This window comes from Streptomyces lunalinharesii, from assembly GCF_039532155.1.
Lineage (GTDB): Bacteria > Actinomycetota > Actinomycetes > Streptomycetales > Streptomycetaceae > Streptomyces > Streptomyces lunalinharesii.
The window spans coordinates 26163-42010 of sequence record NZ_BAAARK010000004.1 but is presented as its reverse complement, the minus strand read 5'-3'; the positions used below and the strand labels follow the sequence as shown (position 1 = coordinate 42010).

Below are 15848 nucleotides of genomic sequence, written 5' to 3'. Positions count from 1 at the left end.
CGGCGGACCGGCCCGCCGGCCCCCGATCGTGCGGCTGGGCCGATGACGTGCGCGGCGCCGCGCGCCGCGGCTACCCTCGGACGCACGTCAGTTGCGAAAGAGGAGCGTGGATGCCGTCGGCGATCGTCGAGCCTGCCGAAGTCTGGGTGTTGGCGCGGGAGCACCCGGCGCCCCTGATGCGGGCGACCTACGCACTGAGCCAGGCACTGGAGCGGGCCCACGGCCCGCGGTTCGCCGTCTGGCACTCCGACGAACTCCTCTTCGGCGTCCGGGACGGCCGGTTGGTGTTGCAGACCCTGGGCGGCCAGGACGTGCCGCCGCCCAAGGTCGTCCTGGTGCGGCAGACCCCCGGCTCCATGTCGGAGCACCGTGAACTGACCCTGCTCCGGCACCTGGAACGCCTGGGCGCGGTGCTGATCAACTCGGCCGCCGCCCACCACCGGTGCGGCAACAAGCTCTGGCAGTTGCAGGAGTTGGCCGCGGCCGGACTCCCGGTGCCCGACACGCTCTCGTACGCCACCGCACCGCTCGCCGGCGTGGTGCGCAGCCCGCAGGTGCAGACGCCGTGCGTGGTGAAGACCGTCAACGGCCGGAACGGTTCCTCGGTGTTCCTCGCCCCCGACACCGAGCTGCTCCGGGCGCTGTCCGGCAGCCTCGCCCAGGACGTGCCGCTGCTCCTCCAGGAGTACGTCGCCGCCTCCCACGGCCGGGACCTGCGCGTGGTCGTCGTCGACGGCGTGCCGGTGGCGGCCCAGATCCGCAGCTCCCGCGACGGGTCGCTGGCCTCCAACCTCGCCCGCGGCGCCGCCGCCGAACTCTGCCTGGGCCGCCATCCGGAGGGCGAAGCCCTGGCGGTGCGGGCGGCAGCGGCGCTCGGCCTGTCCGTCGCCGGGGTCGACCTGCTCTTCACGGCCGACGGCGGCCACACCCTCTGCGAGGTCAACGCCGTGCCCGGCTGGCGCCCCCGCATGACCTCGGTCATCCCCGCGATCATCGCGTACGTCGACCGGCTGCTGGCCGGCGCGGGCGCCCCCGCCGTCGAGGGACGGCGCGTCCCCGTTCCCGGCACCGGGGCCACCACGCCCTGATCCGCCGCCCGGCCCCCGCGCGCAGTCGCCCGCGGGGGCCGTTGTCCCAGGTGGCCGGTGCCGACGGCGTCACCGGTGCCAGAGGTAGCGTCCGAGGGCCCGCCGCAGCGGTCGGGGGGTGATCGGGAGCAGCGACGTCGCGGCCTTGTAGGGGACGCCGGGCACGCACCGCCGGGTGCCGGCCGCGACGGCCTTGAGCGCGGCGGCGGCGACCTGGTCCGCCTCCAGCCAGAAGAACTTGGGCACCCAGGCCGGGGCGAGGCCGTTGGAGGCGAAGTAGTCGGTCTTGGTCAGCCCCGGCAGCACCACCGTGACGTGGACGCCCGAGCCGCGGTTCTCGATGGCCAGGGTCTCCGAGAAGTGGGTGAGGAACGCCTTGGTCGCGGCGTACGTGGCGAGCGACGGCGACGGCAACTCGCCGGTCAGGGACGACACGTTGAGGACGCCGCCGTGCCCCGCGGCCCGCATCCGGGACAGCACGGACCTGGACAGGCGCACCACCGCCTGGTTGTTCAGCTGGACGGTGGCCTCTTCGAGGTCCACCGGCAGGTTGGCGAAGACGCCGGACCCCCCGGAACCGGCGTTGTTGACCAGCAGTTCGACCGGTCGGTCCGGATCGGTGAGCCGGGCGGCCACCCGCGCCGTCTGCTGGGTGTCGGTGAGGTCGGCCGGCAGCGCTGCCACCTCGATGCCGTGGGCGTGCCGCAGCTCTTCGGCGAGGTCCCGCAGGACCGTTTCGCGGCGCGCGACGAGCACCAGGGAGACGCCCCGGGCCGCCAACTGCCGGGCCATGGCCGTGCCGATGCCACTGGAGGCGCCGGTGATCAGCGCGGTTCGGTAGGGATAGGGTCGGTCAGCCAAGGGAGGTCTCCCCACGCGCGAGACTCGGTCCTGACGCGGCGCCCGTCGTGTGGGCCGGAGCACTGCACACAGTGCGTCGGTCGAACGACGAACGTACCTCGGCGGACGGCACCCGCGGCAGGGCGTACGGGAGCACGGCACGCCCCGGGGCGTGCGCCTCGCCGCCTGCACCGGGCTGCCGCCACGGGATTGAGGACGCGCCGCCGGTGGTAGCGGGCGGCGCCACAGCCGCCGGAACGCGACCGCCGGTCCTAGGGTTGCCCCATGTACGCGACAGAGGTGTCCCGTTACGTCAGCGCCCCGCCCGCCGCCGTCTACCGGGCGCTGCTCGACGCCCGGGCGGTCGCCGACTGGCGGGTCCCGGACGGCATGACCGGCCGGGTGCACGCGTTCGACGTGCGGGTCGGCGGCGCCTTCCGGGTCTCGCTCACCTACGACGACGGGCGGCCCGGCGCCGGGAAGTCCACGGACCGCACCGACACCTACCACGGCCGCTTCGCGCAGCTGGTGCCCTTCGAGAAGGTCGTCGAGGTGGTGCAGTTCGACACGGACGACCCGCGCTTCGCCGGCACGATGACGATCACCACCACGCTCGTCCCCGCCGGCGCGGGCACCACCGTCGTCATCGTCCACGAGGGCGTGCCGGACGCCGTCCCGGCGGACGCCAACGCGGCCGGTGCGCGCACGGCGTTGGCGAAGCTCGCGCGCTGGGTCGAGGCCGCGGGGTGAGCCGCCGGCGCCGCGGCGGACGCACCTCCGCCCGGCGAGCGACGCCCGGCGCGTCAGTCGCCGCGCCAGATGTTGTCGAAGGCGGCCTGCTCGATGGCCCGGCGTTGGCGCAGGGCCTCCAGCTGCATCAGCGCGTCGTGAACGGCGGCGAGCACGGTGTCCACGCCGTCGTCGTCCACGCTCGGTGAGGTGGTGTCGCCGGTCCCGCCCGCGCCGCGGAGCCCCAGGGCCGCCCCCAGGAAGGCCAGGACGGGCTCGTCCGAGGCCCAGCGGGCGGCCGCGGTGCGCCGGTCCGGGGAATCCGCCAGCACGACGTTGCCGGCCCGGAAGCGCATCCCGCGGCGCGGCTGCCGAGTGACCAGCCCGTCGGATTCGAGGGCTGCCAGGTAGGCGGCGGACAGGCCGCGGCCCCGGCGCCACAGCCAGTCGTCGACCGACTCGTACGGCGACTCGCGGACCAGTGCCGCCGCGGCCCGGGCCAGCAGCGGATCGGTGTGGGTGGGGCGGTAGCCCGGCACGATGCGGTCGTCGTCCAGCCGGACGGCCTCGGCGGCGAGGAGGTCGATCGCCTCCGCCCCGGCGAGCGCGAGCGACAGGTCGCCCTGCTCCACGGGGCGGCCGGGCGCCACGTCCAGCGCGGTGATCATCAGGTCCCGTGATGTGGTCATGGCTCTGGTCCACCTCGTTCGGAGGCTCCGCCGGGAGCGCCGTCCACGGCGCGCTCGGACGTCGGGCGCGCCGGCCGTCAGCCTCCAGCAGACCAGTTCCGGGCGGATCGTGCGCGCCGAGGACCGACCTCGGCGCGCGGTGCCCGGCCCGTCGGGCTGTACTGGGGGAGAGGCACGCCGAACGCGGGGGAACGGGGACGGGGGAACGTCGCACAGTGTGGAGGCACCGTGGAACTGGCCTTCCTGAATGCGGTGTACGCGAGCGGGGGACCGTACGTCTGCGCCTATCTCGACACCTCACGGGACACCGCCCAGCCGGACCGGGAGATGGCCCACCGCCGACGCCGGGTCCGGGTGACGCTCGCGGAACAGGGCGCCGACCCCGCCACCGTGGACGCGGTGGTCGCCGTCGCGGGCCGGGACCGGGAGATCGCCGGCCGGCACGGACAGGCGATCGTCGCCAGTCGGGGCCGGGTGGTGCTGACCGAGGAGCTGCCCGAGCCGCCGCGGCGCGACGAGGCGGCCTTCACCGCGCTGCCCGACCTGTTGCCGCTGGCGGTGCAGCACGCGCCGGACATCGGCTACGTCGCCGCCACCGTGCACGGCCGGCCGCGCCCGGAGGCGGCGCTGCCGGGCGAGTTGGAGGTGGCGTTCCAGGCCGGGACGTGGCCGAGCAGTGCGGTCGCGCCCGGCGTCTGCCACCGGGTGCGCGGCCCCGCCGGGTGCTGGCACGACGGAGCCGGGCCGGCCGCCGACCGGATCTGCGACCTGGCCCGGCGGACCGGCGCCGAGACCATCGTGCTCGGCGGGGTGGCCTGGGCCCGCGACGCGCTGGCCGACCACCTGTCGGTGCGCTGGCGCAAGCGCCTGGTCACCGGCTGCGGCAACGGCCACCCGGTCCCCGAGGGCCGGGCCCTGATGGAGCACGACCTCGCCGCGGCGTTCCAGGGGCAACTGCGCCTCGCCGACCGGGCCCGCCTCGACTTGTTCCGGGCCCGCCGGACCAGCCGGCACGGGGCCGTCGAGGGCCTGCCGGACGTCGTGACCGCACTGCGGCGGGCCCAGGTGGGCACCGTGCTGCTCAACGTCCCGCTGGGCCTCCCGGACCGACTGCCGGTGTCGGCCCCGTCGCCCGACCCGGCCGACGCGGACCTGGAGCCCTACGGTGCGCTCGGCTTCCACGCCGGACCGGCCCGGGCCGCACTGCTCGGGGCCGCGGTACGCACCGGTGCGGAACTCGTCGTGGTGCCGCAGCGGCAGCTGCCGCTGGCGGACGGCCTGGGCGCGCTGCTGCGGTACGCCGGTCCGGAGCGCACTGCCTACTTCACGCGCCTGCTCCGCCGCTGAGGCGGCGGAGCGGGCCGCCCGGTCGGCCCGTGCGTCAGTGCAGGATCTTCTCCTTGGCGCGGGCGAACTCCTCGTCGCTGAGGTCGCCGCGGGCGCGGATCTCGGAGAGCTTGGCGAGCTGGTCCGCCGCGCTGGTGCCGGTACCGGCGGTGTCGCGGAGGTACCGCTCGACCTCCTCGCGCTGGGCCCGGACGTGCTGCTGTTCGCGGCGGCCCATGTCCCGCCCGCGGACGACGACGTACACGAAGACGCCGAGGAAGGGCAGCACCAGGACGAAGACCAGCCATCCGGCCTTGGCCCAGCCGTTCATGGTGTCGTCGCGGAAGACGTCCAGCACGACCCGGAACAGCAGGATGACCCACATGATCCACAGGAAGACCCACATCGCGGTCCAGAAGGCGCCGAGCACCGGGTAGTCGTAGGCGAGGTTCACGTGACCGGCCATGGCTCTCTCCTCCTCGGGGCGGTCGTCACTCCCAGCGTGGCAAGGCCGGCCCGGCACTGCCACACGAGTCCCGCGCCCGTCCGGCGCGGCCGCCCGGGTGCTCACCCGAGTGGCCCGGACGAACCGGTGCGGGGCGCCGCCCGGTCGTAGAACTGGCAGTCAGGCGCTTGCCGCAACCGCCGGTGGACCGGTCGGTCCGGGCCCGCCGCGCGGTCGCCGGACGGCGTGCGCGACGAGCAGCGGGAGAACGCGATGCCAACGACCGACGGGACCACGGCAGCGACCCGGGCGCTGCAGACACCCAGGGTCGCAGCGGTGGCCGGGATCGTCGCCGCGGTGCTGTTGGGGATCGCCATCCTCCTGGTGCGCCTGGCGGTCCCCGCGCACCCCGAGGACGCCGCCGACTGGATCCACGACACCTCCCAGCGGAGCTTCCTGCACACCGCTCTGATGCTGTTGCCGTTCGCCGGGATCTTCTTCCTGTGGTTCATGGGCGCGGTGCGGGACTTCGTCGGCGACGCCGAGGACCGGTTCTTCGCGACGCTGTTCCTCGGCAGCGGACTGCTCTTCGTGGCGATGCTGTTCGTGCTCGCGGCGACGGCCGGCAGCCTGCTCGCGGTGACGGACGTGTCCGCCTCGGCCTCGGCGGGGGAGCGGGCGCTCTGGCAGTACGGCCGCCACCTCGTCCTGGAGCTGCTGACCAGCTACGCGACGCGGATGGCCGCCGTGTTCGTGGTGTCGACCACCACCATCGGGCACCGGCTCGGCATCTTCCCCCGCTGGCTGGTGTGGCTGGGCTACCTCGTCGCGCTGGTGCTGCTCTTCGCCGTAGGCGGCGAGAGCCACGTCGAACTCGTCTTCCCGCTGTGGATGCTGGCCGTCAGCAGCCACGTCTTCGTGATCACCCTGCGCCGCCACCGGGGCGGCGGCCGACCGGGCCCCACCGGGGCGGACGCGGCCTGAGCCCCCGCACCGGCCGGCCCGGGCCGCCGCTTTCGCGCGCCCGTCGGTGGGGGCGGACAGTGGAGGTACCTGCCCCACGGAAGCGGGATGATCATGGAACGGTATCCAGCCATCGCGGACCACGGCGTCGTCGGCGACCTCCAGACCGCGGCGCTGGTCTCGTCCGAGGGGGTCGTCGACTGGTTCCCGGCGCCCCGGTTCGACTCGCCCAGCGTCTTCGCCGCCCTCCTCGACCACGAGCGCGGGGGCCACTTCCGCTTCGCTCCGGAAGGCCGGGGCAGCACCTGCAAACAGCTCTACTACCCGGACACCGCGGTGCTCGTGACCCGCTTCATGTCCCCCGACGGCGTCGGCGAGGTCTTCGACTGCATGCCACCGGACCGCACCGGCACGCCGTCCGACCGGCACGTGCTGCTGCGCGGTGCCCGGGCGGTCCGCGGCACGGTCCGCTTCGACCTGGAGTGCCGGCCGCGCTTCGACTACGCGCGGGCCGCCCACACCTGCGACCTGCACGACGGCACCGCCACCTTCCGGGCGCCCGGCGTCACCGCGCACCTGCAGACCACCTTCCCGCTGCACCGCGACGGTGACGACGCGCGGGGCACCGTCACCCTGCGCACCGGACAGCTGGCCGGGGCCGTCCTCACCGTCGACGCCGCGCCCGACGCGCCCGCCCCGCCGCCGCTGACCCCGGACGCCGTGGCGGAGCGCTTCTGGGAGGTCGTGGACTTCTGGCAGCGCTGGGTGCGCACCTCCCGCTACCGGGGGCGGTGGCCGGGGGCCGTGCACCGCTCGGCGATCACCCTCAAGCTGCTCACCTACGCCCCCACCGGCGCACCGGTCGCCGCCGCCACCATGGGGCTGCCGGAGCAGGTGGGCGGCGAACGCAACTGGGACTACCGCTACACCTGGGTCCGCGACGGCTCGCTGTCCGTCCGGGCCCTGCTCGACCTGGGATTCGCCGAGGAGGCCGCGCAGTTCACCCGTTGGCTGGGAAACCGCCTCCAGCCCGCGGCGGACGACCGGCACGAACCGCTGCAGATCATGTACCGGGTGGACGGCGACCCCGACCTCCCGGAGGAGGTCCTGTCCCATCTGGAGGGCTACCGCGGTTCGGCTCCGGTGCGCGTCGGCAACGCCGCCACCGACCAGTTGCAGCTGGACATCTACGGCGAGGCGCTCTACGCCCTGTCGGAGGGGCGGGAGATCGCCATGCGGGCCGGCTACCACGGCTGGCAGAACCTCGCCCGCACCCTGGACTGGCTCGCCGACTCCTGGGACCGCCCCGACGAAGGCATCTGGGAGACCCGCGGCGGGCGCAAGGAGTTCACCTTCAGCCGGATGATGTCGTGGGTGGCCTTCGACCGGGGCCTGCGGCTGGCCGCCGCGTACAGCCGGCCCGCCGACACCGCCCGGTGGACCGCGGCCCGCGACGCCATCCTCGAACAGGTCATGCAGCGCGGCTGGGACGCCGAGCAACGGGCGCTCGTCCAGCACTACGACGGCACGGTGCTCGACGCCTCGCTGCTGCTCCTGCCGCGCGTCGGCTTCCTCGCGCCGCAGACCGAGAGCTGGCTGTCCACCCTGGACGCGATCGAACGCACCCTGGTGTCGGACAGCCTCGTCTACCGCTACGACCCGCTCGCCTCGCCCGACGGCCTGCGCGGCTCGGAAGGCACCTTCAGCCTGTGCACCTTCCTCTACGTCGACGCCCTGGCCCGGGCCGGCCGGCTCCGACCGGCCCGCTACGCCTTCGAGAAGATGCAGACCTACGCCAACCACGTCGGCCTGTTCGCGGAGGAGATCGGTCCCGGCGGCGAGCAGTTGGGCAACTTCCCGCAGGCGTTCACCCACCTGTCGCTCATCATGGCCGCCACCACCCTGGACGACGCCCTCGACCGGCAGCGGGACGACGAGCCGTGGCGGGGCGGCCCGCCCGGGCGCCTCAGTCCCTGATCCCGCCGATGGCCAGCCGCAGGTGGCGAGGACCGCGCAGCACCGCGTTCTGCCGGTACGGCGGCGGGTCCTCGACCAACTGCGGGGCGTCCAGCCGGCGGACGAGTTCGGTCAGCGCGAGCTGCGCCTCCAGCCGGGCGAGCGGCGCACCGAAGCAGCTGTGCAGACCGTGGCCGAAGCCCAGGTGCTGGTTGTCGGGGCGGTCGGGGACGAACCGGTCCGGGTCGGCGAAGCGCTGCGGATCCCGGTTGCCGGACGCCACCATCAGGTAGACGGACGCCCCCTTGGGGATGACCGTGCCGGCGACCTCGATCTCGGCCAGCGTCGTGCGCTGCGGCAGCATCTGCACGGGCGGCTCGAACCGCAGCAACTCCTCGACCAGCGGCACCGCCAGATCGGGCTCGGTGCGCAACCGCTGGAGCACGTCCGGGTGCCGCAGCAGGGTGAGCATCCCGTTGGTGATGAGGTTGACCGTGGTCTCGTGGCCGGCGATCAGCAGCAGCACCGAGGTGGTGATCATCTCCACCGGGGACATCTGCCCGTCCGGCCCGTGCTCGGTGGCCAGCGCGGACAGCATGTCGTCCCGGGGAGCGTGCCGGCGCTCCTCGATCAGCCCCGCCAGGTACATGGCGAGGTCGCGCCGGGCCTGCTGGACGGCCTGCATCTTGGCCGCGCGCTCCTCGGCCGTGCCGACCGGGTCGAGGCCGGCGGCGATGGTGTCGGCCCACTCGTGGAAGTGCGTCTCGTCCTCGCGCGGCACGCCCAGGATCCGGCAGATCACGGTGACCGGGAACGGATAGGACACGTCGTCGACGAGGTCGAGGGAGTCCCGTCCGCGCAGGTCGTCGATGAGCCCCGTGACGATCCCGGCCAGCTCGCCGTGCATCTCGAAGACCCGGCGCGGGGTGTGCGGCGGCCCGAACGGGCGCATGGCCAGCCGGCGCAGCCGGTCGTGCTCCGGAGGGTCGAGCCTCAGGAACGACGGCGGCAGGTTGGGGTCCTGCTCCTGGCCGGTGGCCTCGGCCGCCTCGGGCGTCAGGTTGCGGGCGTCGGAGCTGATCCGCGGGTCGTGCAGCAGCCCCCTGACCTCCCAGTAGGTGCTGACCAGATAGGGCCCCGCCTCGTCGCGCACCACCGGCGTCCTGCGGAGCTCGGCGTAGAGCGGGTACGGGTCGGGGCGGTTGGCGTAGTCGAGGACCTGGCGCAGGAGTGCGACCGACGTCATGGGGTGTCCTTCCAGGGTGCTGCGGCCGGGGACGACCGGTCGGCGTACGCGGGTCAGGCGCGGCGCGGGGTGAACGCCACGCGCCGGTCGGTCGGGGAGTACCCGCTGAGGGTGACGGTGGGGCCGTGGCTGGGCTGCGAGGGGTCAGGGAAGCCGGCCGGCACCGGCTGCCGGCCCTCGGGGCGCCGGTCGACGGTGGTGAACTCCGGCGGGAACGGCGCGACCTGCTCGATCTGCCGCTCGTAGAAGTCCAGCCACTTCGCCTGGTCGAAGGTGACCGCCGCGATGACCCGCCCCTGGAAGCCGTAGGCCGCGGTGAAGCGCTGTTCGGCGAGCGACCCCTGGGTGACCATGATCTGGTCGGCCATCGGCGGCACGCCGACGGACTTGATGTTGACGCCGAACTGCGCCGACCAGAAGGACGGCATCCACAGGTGCGGCCGCCGCTCGGCACTGGCACTGACCATGTTGTGGGCCGCGACCTCGGCCTGTGCCACCGCGTTGCCCCAGTGCTCCAACGACAGGAACTGGTAGCCGAAGAGTGGATGCGGCGAACGGGCCACGTCACCGGCGACGAAGACGTCGTCCGTGACGATGCCCCGGACGTCGAACGCGCGGCACCCCGCGTCGCAGGCGATGCCGCGCGGGCCGGCGCCCAGCCCGGAGTCCGCGAGCCATTCGGTGTTGCGGGTGGCGCCCAGCGCGACGACCACGACGTCGCAGTCGACCGCGGTGCCGTCCGAGAAGTGCGCCGTGCGCACCCGGCCGGCGGAGTCCCCTGTCAACCCGGTGACCTGCACCCCGCACCGCAGGTCGACGCCGTGCGCGCGCTGGAGTTCCGCGGCCACCTCGCCGACCACCTCGCCGAGCGCGCCCACCAGCGGGGCCGCGCCGCGTTCGGCCACGGTGACCGGCACGTCGCGCTCGCGGCAGGCGGAGGCGATCTCCGAGCCGGTGAAGCCGGCCCCGATCACCAGCACCCGCCGCGGCCCGCCCGCCAGCCGGTGGTGCAGTTGTACGGCGTCGTCCTGCGTGCGCAGCACGAACACCCCGTCCAGTTCGGCCTCCAGCTCGTGGGGCCACGGACGGGCCCGCACCCCGGTGGTGATCAGCAGCCGGTCGTAGTCGAGCACGTCGCCGTCGGCCAGCCGCACCCGCTTGCCCGCCAGGTCCAGCCCGGTGGCCGCGGACCCGAGCCGCCACTGTGCGTCGATCGGACGCACCCTGGGCAACCGCGTGTGGTCCGCCGGCACCTTGCCCAACAGGACCTGCTTCGACAGCGGCGGCCGGTCGTACGGCTCGTGGGGCTCGTCGCCGACCAGGGTGAGCGTGCCCGCGAAGCCCTCTGCGCGGAGCGCCTCGGCGGCCCGCAGACCGGCCAGCGACGCACCGACGACGACGATGCGCCCCTCGCGCCGGAACGCCTCCAGATACCCGTCAATCGTCACGGGACGCACCCGCCTTCCCCTCGCCGTCCAGGTCCGCGTAGTCGAGGGTGATGGCCTTCACGGGGCAGGCGTCCGCCGCCCGGCGCACGTGTTCCCGCTGGGAGTCGTCGGCCTGCGGGTCGTACATCAGCGCCTCGTCCCCGTGCATGGTGAACACGTCCGGTGCGAGGAAGGCGCACTGGGCGTACCCCTGGCACCGGTTGAGATCAACCACAAGCCTCATGAACTCTCCGCTCCTCCGCGACGTGATCGGCGCTCGGCGGCCGTGGGCGCGGGTGCACCACCGGATCGGGGCCGGCCCCGGTCCAGCATGGGGAGCCCGTCGGCGCGTCGCACGTCCGCCCGGCCGTCGGGGTGAGTCACCGGCCGGCGCGACGGACCGGCCGGCGCGACGGGGGACCGTCGGCCGCGGGCTGCGGGGCTACGGAGCGGGCTGCGGTCCCTCGGGCGCCGCCGGGTCCTGCGCGCCGTTCGGCGGCAGTGGCTGTTCCGCCCAGATGACCTTGCCCTGCGGGGTGTAGCGGGTGCCCCAGCGTTCGGTGAGCTGGGCGACCAGGAACAGGCCGCGTCCGCCCTCGTCGGTCGTCGCCGCGTACCGCAGGTGGGGCGAGGTGTTGCTGCCGTCGGCCACCTCGCAGACCAGGCTGCGGTCGCGGAGCAGCCGGGCCTTCACCGGTGGTGAGCCGTACCGGATCGCGTTGGTGATCAGTTCGCTGATCACGACCTCGGTCGCGAAGGCGAGGTCGTCCAGGCCCCACTCGGCGAGCTTGGCGGAGAGGGTGGAGCGCATCCCGGCGACGGCCGCGGGGTCGAACGGCACCTCCCAGGAGGCGACGCGGTCCGGGCCGAGCACCCGGGTGCGGGCGATCAGCAGCGCCACGTCGTCCCGCGGGCGTTCCGGGAGCAGCCGTTCCAGGACCGCCCGGCAGTTCTCCTCCGGGGACCGGCCCGGCCGGGACAGCGCCCCGCGCAGCATCTCCATGCCCACGTCGATGTCCCGGGTGCGCTCCTCGACCAGCCCGTCGGTGTACAGCACGATCTGGGTGCCCTCGGGCAGGTGCAGTTCCGTGGTCTCGAACGGCACGTCGCCCAGCCCCAGGGGCGGGCAGGCCGGCAGCTCGGGGAACTCCACGGTGCCGTCGGGGTGGACCAGCGCCGGCGGCGGGTGGCCGGCCCGGGCCATGCCGCAGCGTCGGGAGACCGGGTCGTAGATCGCGTACAGGCAGGTGGCACCGGTGATGTTGGTGTCGCCGCCGGCCTCGGCCTCCTCCTGGTCGATCTGGTCGACGAGGTCGTTGAGGTGGCCCAGCAGCTCGTCGGGCGTGAGGTCGAGGGTGGAGAAGGTGTGCACCGCGGTGCGCAGCCGGCCCATGGTGGCCGCGGCGTGCAGGCCGTGCCCGACGACGTCCCCGACGACCAGCGCGACCCGGCTGCCGGAGAGCGGGATGACGTCGAACCAGTCACCGCTCACGCCCGACTGGGCGGGCAGGTAGCGGTGGGCCACCTCCATGGCGCTCTGCTCGGGCAGGGTGCGCGGCAGCAGACTGCGTTGCAGGGTCACCGCCAGCGCGTGTTCGCGCGTGTACCGGCGGGCGTTGTCGATGCTCAGCGCGGCGCGCGCGACCAGTTCCTCGGCCAGCGACCGGTCCTCCTCGTCGAACGGTTCCGATCCCTGGGCGCGCCAGAAGTTGGCGACGCCCAGGATGTTGCCGCGGGCCCGCAGCGGGGTGGTGATCAGCGAGTGGATGCCGCACGCCAGGACCTGCCGGGCCCGGTCGGGGTCCTGGAGCTGCCAGGTGGGGGTGGTCGACAGGTCCGGAACGACCTGGGAGCGTCCGCTGGCCATCCCGCGGGCCTGGGGCGTGCCGTCCACGAAGGTGATGGGGGTGCCGGCGGGCAGGAACGGGTGGTCGGCGCGGACGCCGTGCGCGGCGGTGCGGCGCATCTGCTGGGCGCCGCTGCCGGTCGGCTCGTCGCCGTGCAGGACCGGGGCCGCCAGGTCGACGGTGACGTAGTCCGCGAACCGCGGGACGGCGACGTCGGCGAGCTCCTCGGCGGTCCGGGCCACGTCGAGGGTGGTGCCGACGCTCACTCCGGCCTCGTAGAGCAGCCGCAGGCGCTCGTGGGCGACCTCGGCGCGGCCGGACAGCAGCCGCAGCTCCGTGGAGTCGCGCAGGGTGGTGACCGTGCCCATGCCGGCGGCGTGCCGGTCGGTGGGCCGCTGGTTCACCGCGAGGAGCCGGCCGCCCGTCTGGTGGATCTCGTCGGAGGCGGACCGGCCCGACGCCAGGAGGCCGGCCAGTCCCGGGGCGAGGCCGGGCAGCTGGGACACCGCCCGGCCCTCGGCGTCCTCGGGCAGCGCCAGCAGCCGCCTGGCCTCGTCGTTGGCCAGCAGCAGCCGCCCGTCGGCGCTGGTGATGACCACGCCCTCCCGCACGGCGTGCAGCACCGCCTCGTGGTGCTCGTACATGCGGCTCATCTCGACCGACCCCAGCCCGCGGGTCTGGCGCCGCAGCCTGGTGGTGATCACCGCCGTGGCGGCCGTGGCGAGGGCCAGTGCCCCACCACTGATGATGAAGATCACCGGGAGGTGCCCGGCGATCGCGCGGCTCACGCTCGCCACCTTCATCCCGGCGGCGACCAGGCCCACGACCGTGCCGTGGGAGTCGTCGACCGGCACGATGGCCTGCACCTCGTGGCCGAGCGGCCCGGACACGCTCTCGACGTGCACCCGACCGGCCAGCGAGGGGCCGATGTCGCCGACGAACGGCTTGCCGATCTCCTGCGGGATCGGGTGGGTGTAGCGGATGCCGTGGGTGTTCATCACGACGATGAAGTCGACGCCGGCGCGGGTGCGGGCCGCCTCGGTGAGGGGCTGGAGGACCTTCGACGGGTCCGGGGAGCGGAGCGCGGCCTGGACGCCGGGGGAGTGGGCGAACGTCTCCGCGACGGCCACCGAGCGGCTGCGCGCCTCCTCCTCGGCGTCGTGCCGGGACGTCAGCAGCAGCGCCGCCAGCGCGCCCAGGACGAGCAGGAGGCCGACGGTGAGTTGCAGCAGGAAGACCTGCCCCGCGAGACTCTGCGGGCGTCGTTCGGTCAGTGACCGTACTGTTGCGCGCCGGTATCGGCCGGACCCTGCGGCCATGGTGCCATTTCTAACACTCCCCGGGCGGGCCCGCCGCCCTGCCGCCCCTCGTGTACGCCGTCGGCGCCGTTCAGCCACCCGGGCACGCACCCTGACCGGTCGGCCGCCTCCGGTGACCGCGGGGCGGCGGGCGGCCGCTCACCGCGGACTTCCCGAGGCGGGGGCCGCCCGTTCCGTACGGACGCGGTGCGTCCGGAGTGCGCACCCGGCCGCGCCGGCGCCCACTGGGCCGACCGGGACGCCTACCGCGCGGATCCCCTGTGTGCACGTGCTGCCGCCCCCGTCCTTCGTGCGTCGCCGTCCCCCACGGTAGGCGGCGGCTGCGCCGCTCGGGTAGGGGAGGGACCGCCGGCTAGGCGGTGCCGCCAGCGGGGCCGAGGGCCAGGACCTCGGCAGCGGCGACGCCGGAGGCGGCGGTGGCGCCGTGCGTGAAGATCCGGACGGCTCCGGGGAGCGCGTCGCTCGGCAGGCCCATCTCGACCACGACGGCATCGGGACGGGCCGTGGTCAGGTCGGCGAGGGCGCGGCCCATCCAGGCGTGCCGGGCGGCGTCGCGGACGACGACGACCAGCGGGCGGCCGGCCGCGGGCGCCAGTGCGTGGTCCGTCAGTGTGCCGGGCCGGTCGAGTTGTTGGTGCGGAAGGCGGACGGAGGTGGTGCCGGGCAGCCGTTCGCGCAGCGGTGCGGCGACGCCCCACGGCGTCTCGTCGCCGATGGCGAGGTTGGTCGAGGGGACCAGTTCCACCACGTGCGGCGCGGCGGCCAGGGGCAGGACGTCGTCCGCCGGGCCGCGGGTCCACAGGGCGCGGCGGGCGGCGACGAAGCCGATGTCGCGCCGGACGGGAGCGAGCGGGGCCTGCTGCCCCAGCTGGTGCGACCAGGTGGCGAACGCCCGGACGCGGTCGGCGGCCTCGGCGAGGCGCTCCGCGGCCAGTTCGCCCCGGGCGGCGGCGTCGACGAGCGCGGCGGTGAGCAGCGCGGTGGTGGACTCCTCGGCGTGCTCACCGCCGACGCAGACCGCGTCGGCGCCGGCGGCGACGGCCATGACCGCGGCGCCGCCGAGGCCGTACCGGTCGGCGACCGCCCCCATCTCGATGGCGTCGGTGACGATCAGGCCGTCGAAGCCGATCTCCTTGCGCAGCAGGTCGTTCAGGAGCCGGGAGCTGAGGGTGGCCGGCAGGTCCGGGTCGTGGGCCGGCACCAGGAGGTGACCACTCATCACCGCGCCGACGCCCGCTTCGACGGCGGCCCGGAACGGGGGCAGTGCCTGGGCGGCGATCTCGTCGGCGTCGGCGTCGTAGCTGGGCAGGCCGTGGTGGGAGTCGACCGCGACGTCCCCGTGGCCGGGGAAGTGCTTGGCGCAGGCGGCGACCCCGGCGGCCTGGAGCCCCCGGACCCACGCGGCGGCGTGCCGGGCGACCAGGGCGGTCTCGGCGCCGAACGAGCGGACCCCGATGATGGGGTTGTCCGGGTTGGAGTTGACGTCCACGCTCGGCGCGTAGTCGAGGCTGACGCCGGCGGCGCGCAGTTGGCGCCCCAGGTCGCCGGCGACGGCCGCGGTGAGTTCGAGGTCGTCCACGGTGCCGAGGGCGAAGTTGCCGGGCCGGGTGGCGCCGGTCGCGGACTCGATGCGGGTGACGTCGCCGGCCTCTTCGTCGATGGCGACGATCAACTCGGGGTTCTCCGCGCGGAGTTGGGCGGTCAGTCGGGCGACCTGTGCGGTCGAGACGATGTTGCGGGCGAAGAGCACGACGGAGGACAGGCCGTCGTTGATGGCCCGCAGTACCCAGTCCGGAGCCTCGGTGCCCACGAATCCCGGCTGGAGGACGGCGAGTGCGAGGCGTCGCAACTCCTTGCTGTGCTGGCTGGAGGTCATCGACGGGGCCTTCCGGGTCGTGGCGACGCATCGATCGGGGCGTTGGTACAGACCAGCGGATATTGGCCTAGTCCAATCCGGGATGTCAAGGGATCGT

General features: G+C 74.5%; 13 protein-coding genes. 5 read left to right on the top strand and 8 right to left on the bottom strand.

Annotated features, from left to right (window positions below; translation table 11 throughout):
• The first annotated feature begins 110 nt into the window (after positions 1 to 110).
• The gene (locus ABD385_RS08080) at positions 111 to 1088 is read left to right on the top strand and encodes an ATP-grasp domain-containing protein (RefSeq protein WP_344574343.1); all 978 of its coding nucleotides are present in this window, start codon (positions 111 to 113) and stop codon (positions 1086 to 1088) included.
• Between the two features lie 69 nt (positions 1089 to 1157).
• Here the strand turns inward: ABD385_RS08080 and ABD385_RS08075 are convergent, their stop codons facing one another.
• Positions 1158 to 1949: an SDR family NAD(P)-dependent oxidoreductase gene (locus ABD385_RS08075; protein WP_344574342.1), complete on the bottom strand. Its 792-nt coding sequence runs from the start codon at positions 1947 to 1949 to the stop codon at positions 1158 to 1160.
• 264 nt (positions 1950 to 2213) lie between these two features.
• Between ABD385_RS08075 and ABD385_RS08070 the strand changes: the two genes are divergently transcribed.
• The gene (locus ABD385_RS08070) at positions 2214 to 2678 is read left to right on the top strand and encodes an SRPBCC family protein (RefSeq protein ID WP_344574341.1); all 465 of its coding nucleotides are present in this window, start codon (positions 2214 to 2216) and stop codon (positions 2676 to 2678) included.
• A 53-nt stretch (positions 2679 to 2731) separates the two neighbouring features.
• Here ABD385_RS08070 and ABD385_RS08065 read toward each other — a convergent pair whose 3' ends face one another.
• Complete coding sequence (locus ABD385_RS08065) at positions 2732 to 3346, bottom strand: GOLPH3/VPS74 family protein (protein WP_344574340.1); 615 nt, start codon at positions 3344 to 3346, stop codon at positions 2732 to 2734.
• Positions 3347 to 3574: 228 nt separating this feature from the next.
• Between ABD385_RS08065 and ABD385_RS08060 the strand changes: the two genes are divergently transcribed.
• A complete protein-coding gene (locus ABD385_RS08060) occupies positions 3575 to 4693 on the top strand; it encodes a baeRF2 domain-containing protein (RefSeq protein WP_344574339.1) in 1119 nt (372 codons plus the stop codon).
• 34 nt (positions 4694 to 4727) lie between these two features.
• Here the strand turns inward: ABD385_RS08060 and ABD385_RS08055 are convergent, their stop codons facing one another.
• Positions 4728 to 5138, bottom strand: coding sequence for an SHOCT domain-containing protein (locus ABD385_RS08055; RefSeq protein ID WP_344574337.1), 411 nt, complete (start codon positions 5136 to 5138; stop codon positions 4728 to 4730).
• A 252-nt stretch (positions 5139 to 5390) separates the two neighbouring features.
• Between ABD385_RS08055 and ABD385_RS08050 the strand changes: the two genes are divergently transcribed.
• Together ABD385_RS08050 and ABD385_RS08045 are read left to right on the top strand one after the other, a co-directional pair.
• Positions 5391 to 6101, top strand: coding sequence for a hypothetical protein (locus tag ABD385_RS08050; protein WP_344574336.1), 711 nt, complete (start codon positions 5391 to 5393; stop codon positions 6099 to 6101).
• A 93-nt stretch (positions 6102 to 6194) separates the two neighbouring features.
• Positions 6195 to 8057 (top strand): glycoside hydrolase family 15 protein, encoded by a 1863-nt coding sequence (locus ABD385_RS08045; RefSeq protein ID WP_344574335.1) that lies wholly within the window; start codon positions 6195 to 6197, stop codon positions 8055 to 8057.
• On the opposite strand, the gene ABD385_RS08040 is transcribed toward ABD385_RS08045, so the two are convergent.
• From ABD385_RS08040 to ABD385_RS08020, 5 genes are all read right to left on the bottom strand, one after another.
• Positions 8047 to 9282, bottom strand: a complete 1236-nt coding sequence (locus ABD385_RS08040) for a cytochrome P450 (protein WP_344574334.1) — start codon at positions 9280 to 9282, stop codon at positions 8047 to 8049. The two genes, ABD385_RS08045 and ABD385_RS08040, sit on opposite strands and share 11 nt — an antisense overlap.
• Before the next feature lie 53 nt (positions 9283 to 9335).
• Positions 9336 to 10730, bottom strand: a complete 1395-nt coding sequence (locus ABD385_RS08035; RefSeq protein ID WP_344574333.1) for an NAD(P)/FAD-dependent oxidoreductase — start codon at positions 10728 to 10730, stop codon at positions 9336 to 9338.
• Positions 10720 to 10953 carry a ferredoxin gene (locus tag ABD385_RS08030; RefSeq protein WP_344574332.1) on the bottom strand — a complete coding sequence of 78 codons (234 nt, stop codon included), beginning with the start codon at positions 10951 to 10953 and terminating at the stop codon, positions 10720 to 10722. Before ABD385_RS08030 ends, ABD385_RS08035 begins: the two co-directional genes overlap by 11 nt.
• Before the next feature lie 198 nt (positions 10954 to 11151).
• Positions 11152 to 13875: a SpoIIE family protein phosphatase gene (locus ABD385_RS08025; RefSeq protein WP_344574331.1), complete on the bottom strand. Its 2724-nt coding sequence runs from the start codon at positions 13873 to 13875 to the stop codon at positions 11152 to 11154.
• 352 nt (positions 13876 to 14227) lie between these two features.
• Positions 14228 to 15751: a glycoside hydrolase family 3 N-terminal domain-containing protein gene (locus tag ABD385_RS08020; RefSeq protein WP_344574330.1), complete on the bottom strand. Its 1524-nt coding sequence runs from the start codon at positions 15749 to 15751 to the stop codon at positions 14228 to 14230.
• Positions 15752 to 15848 lie beyond the last annotated feature (97 nt).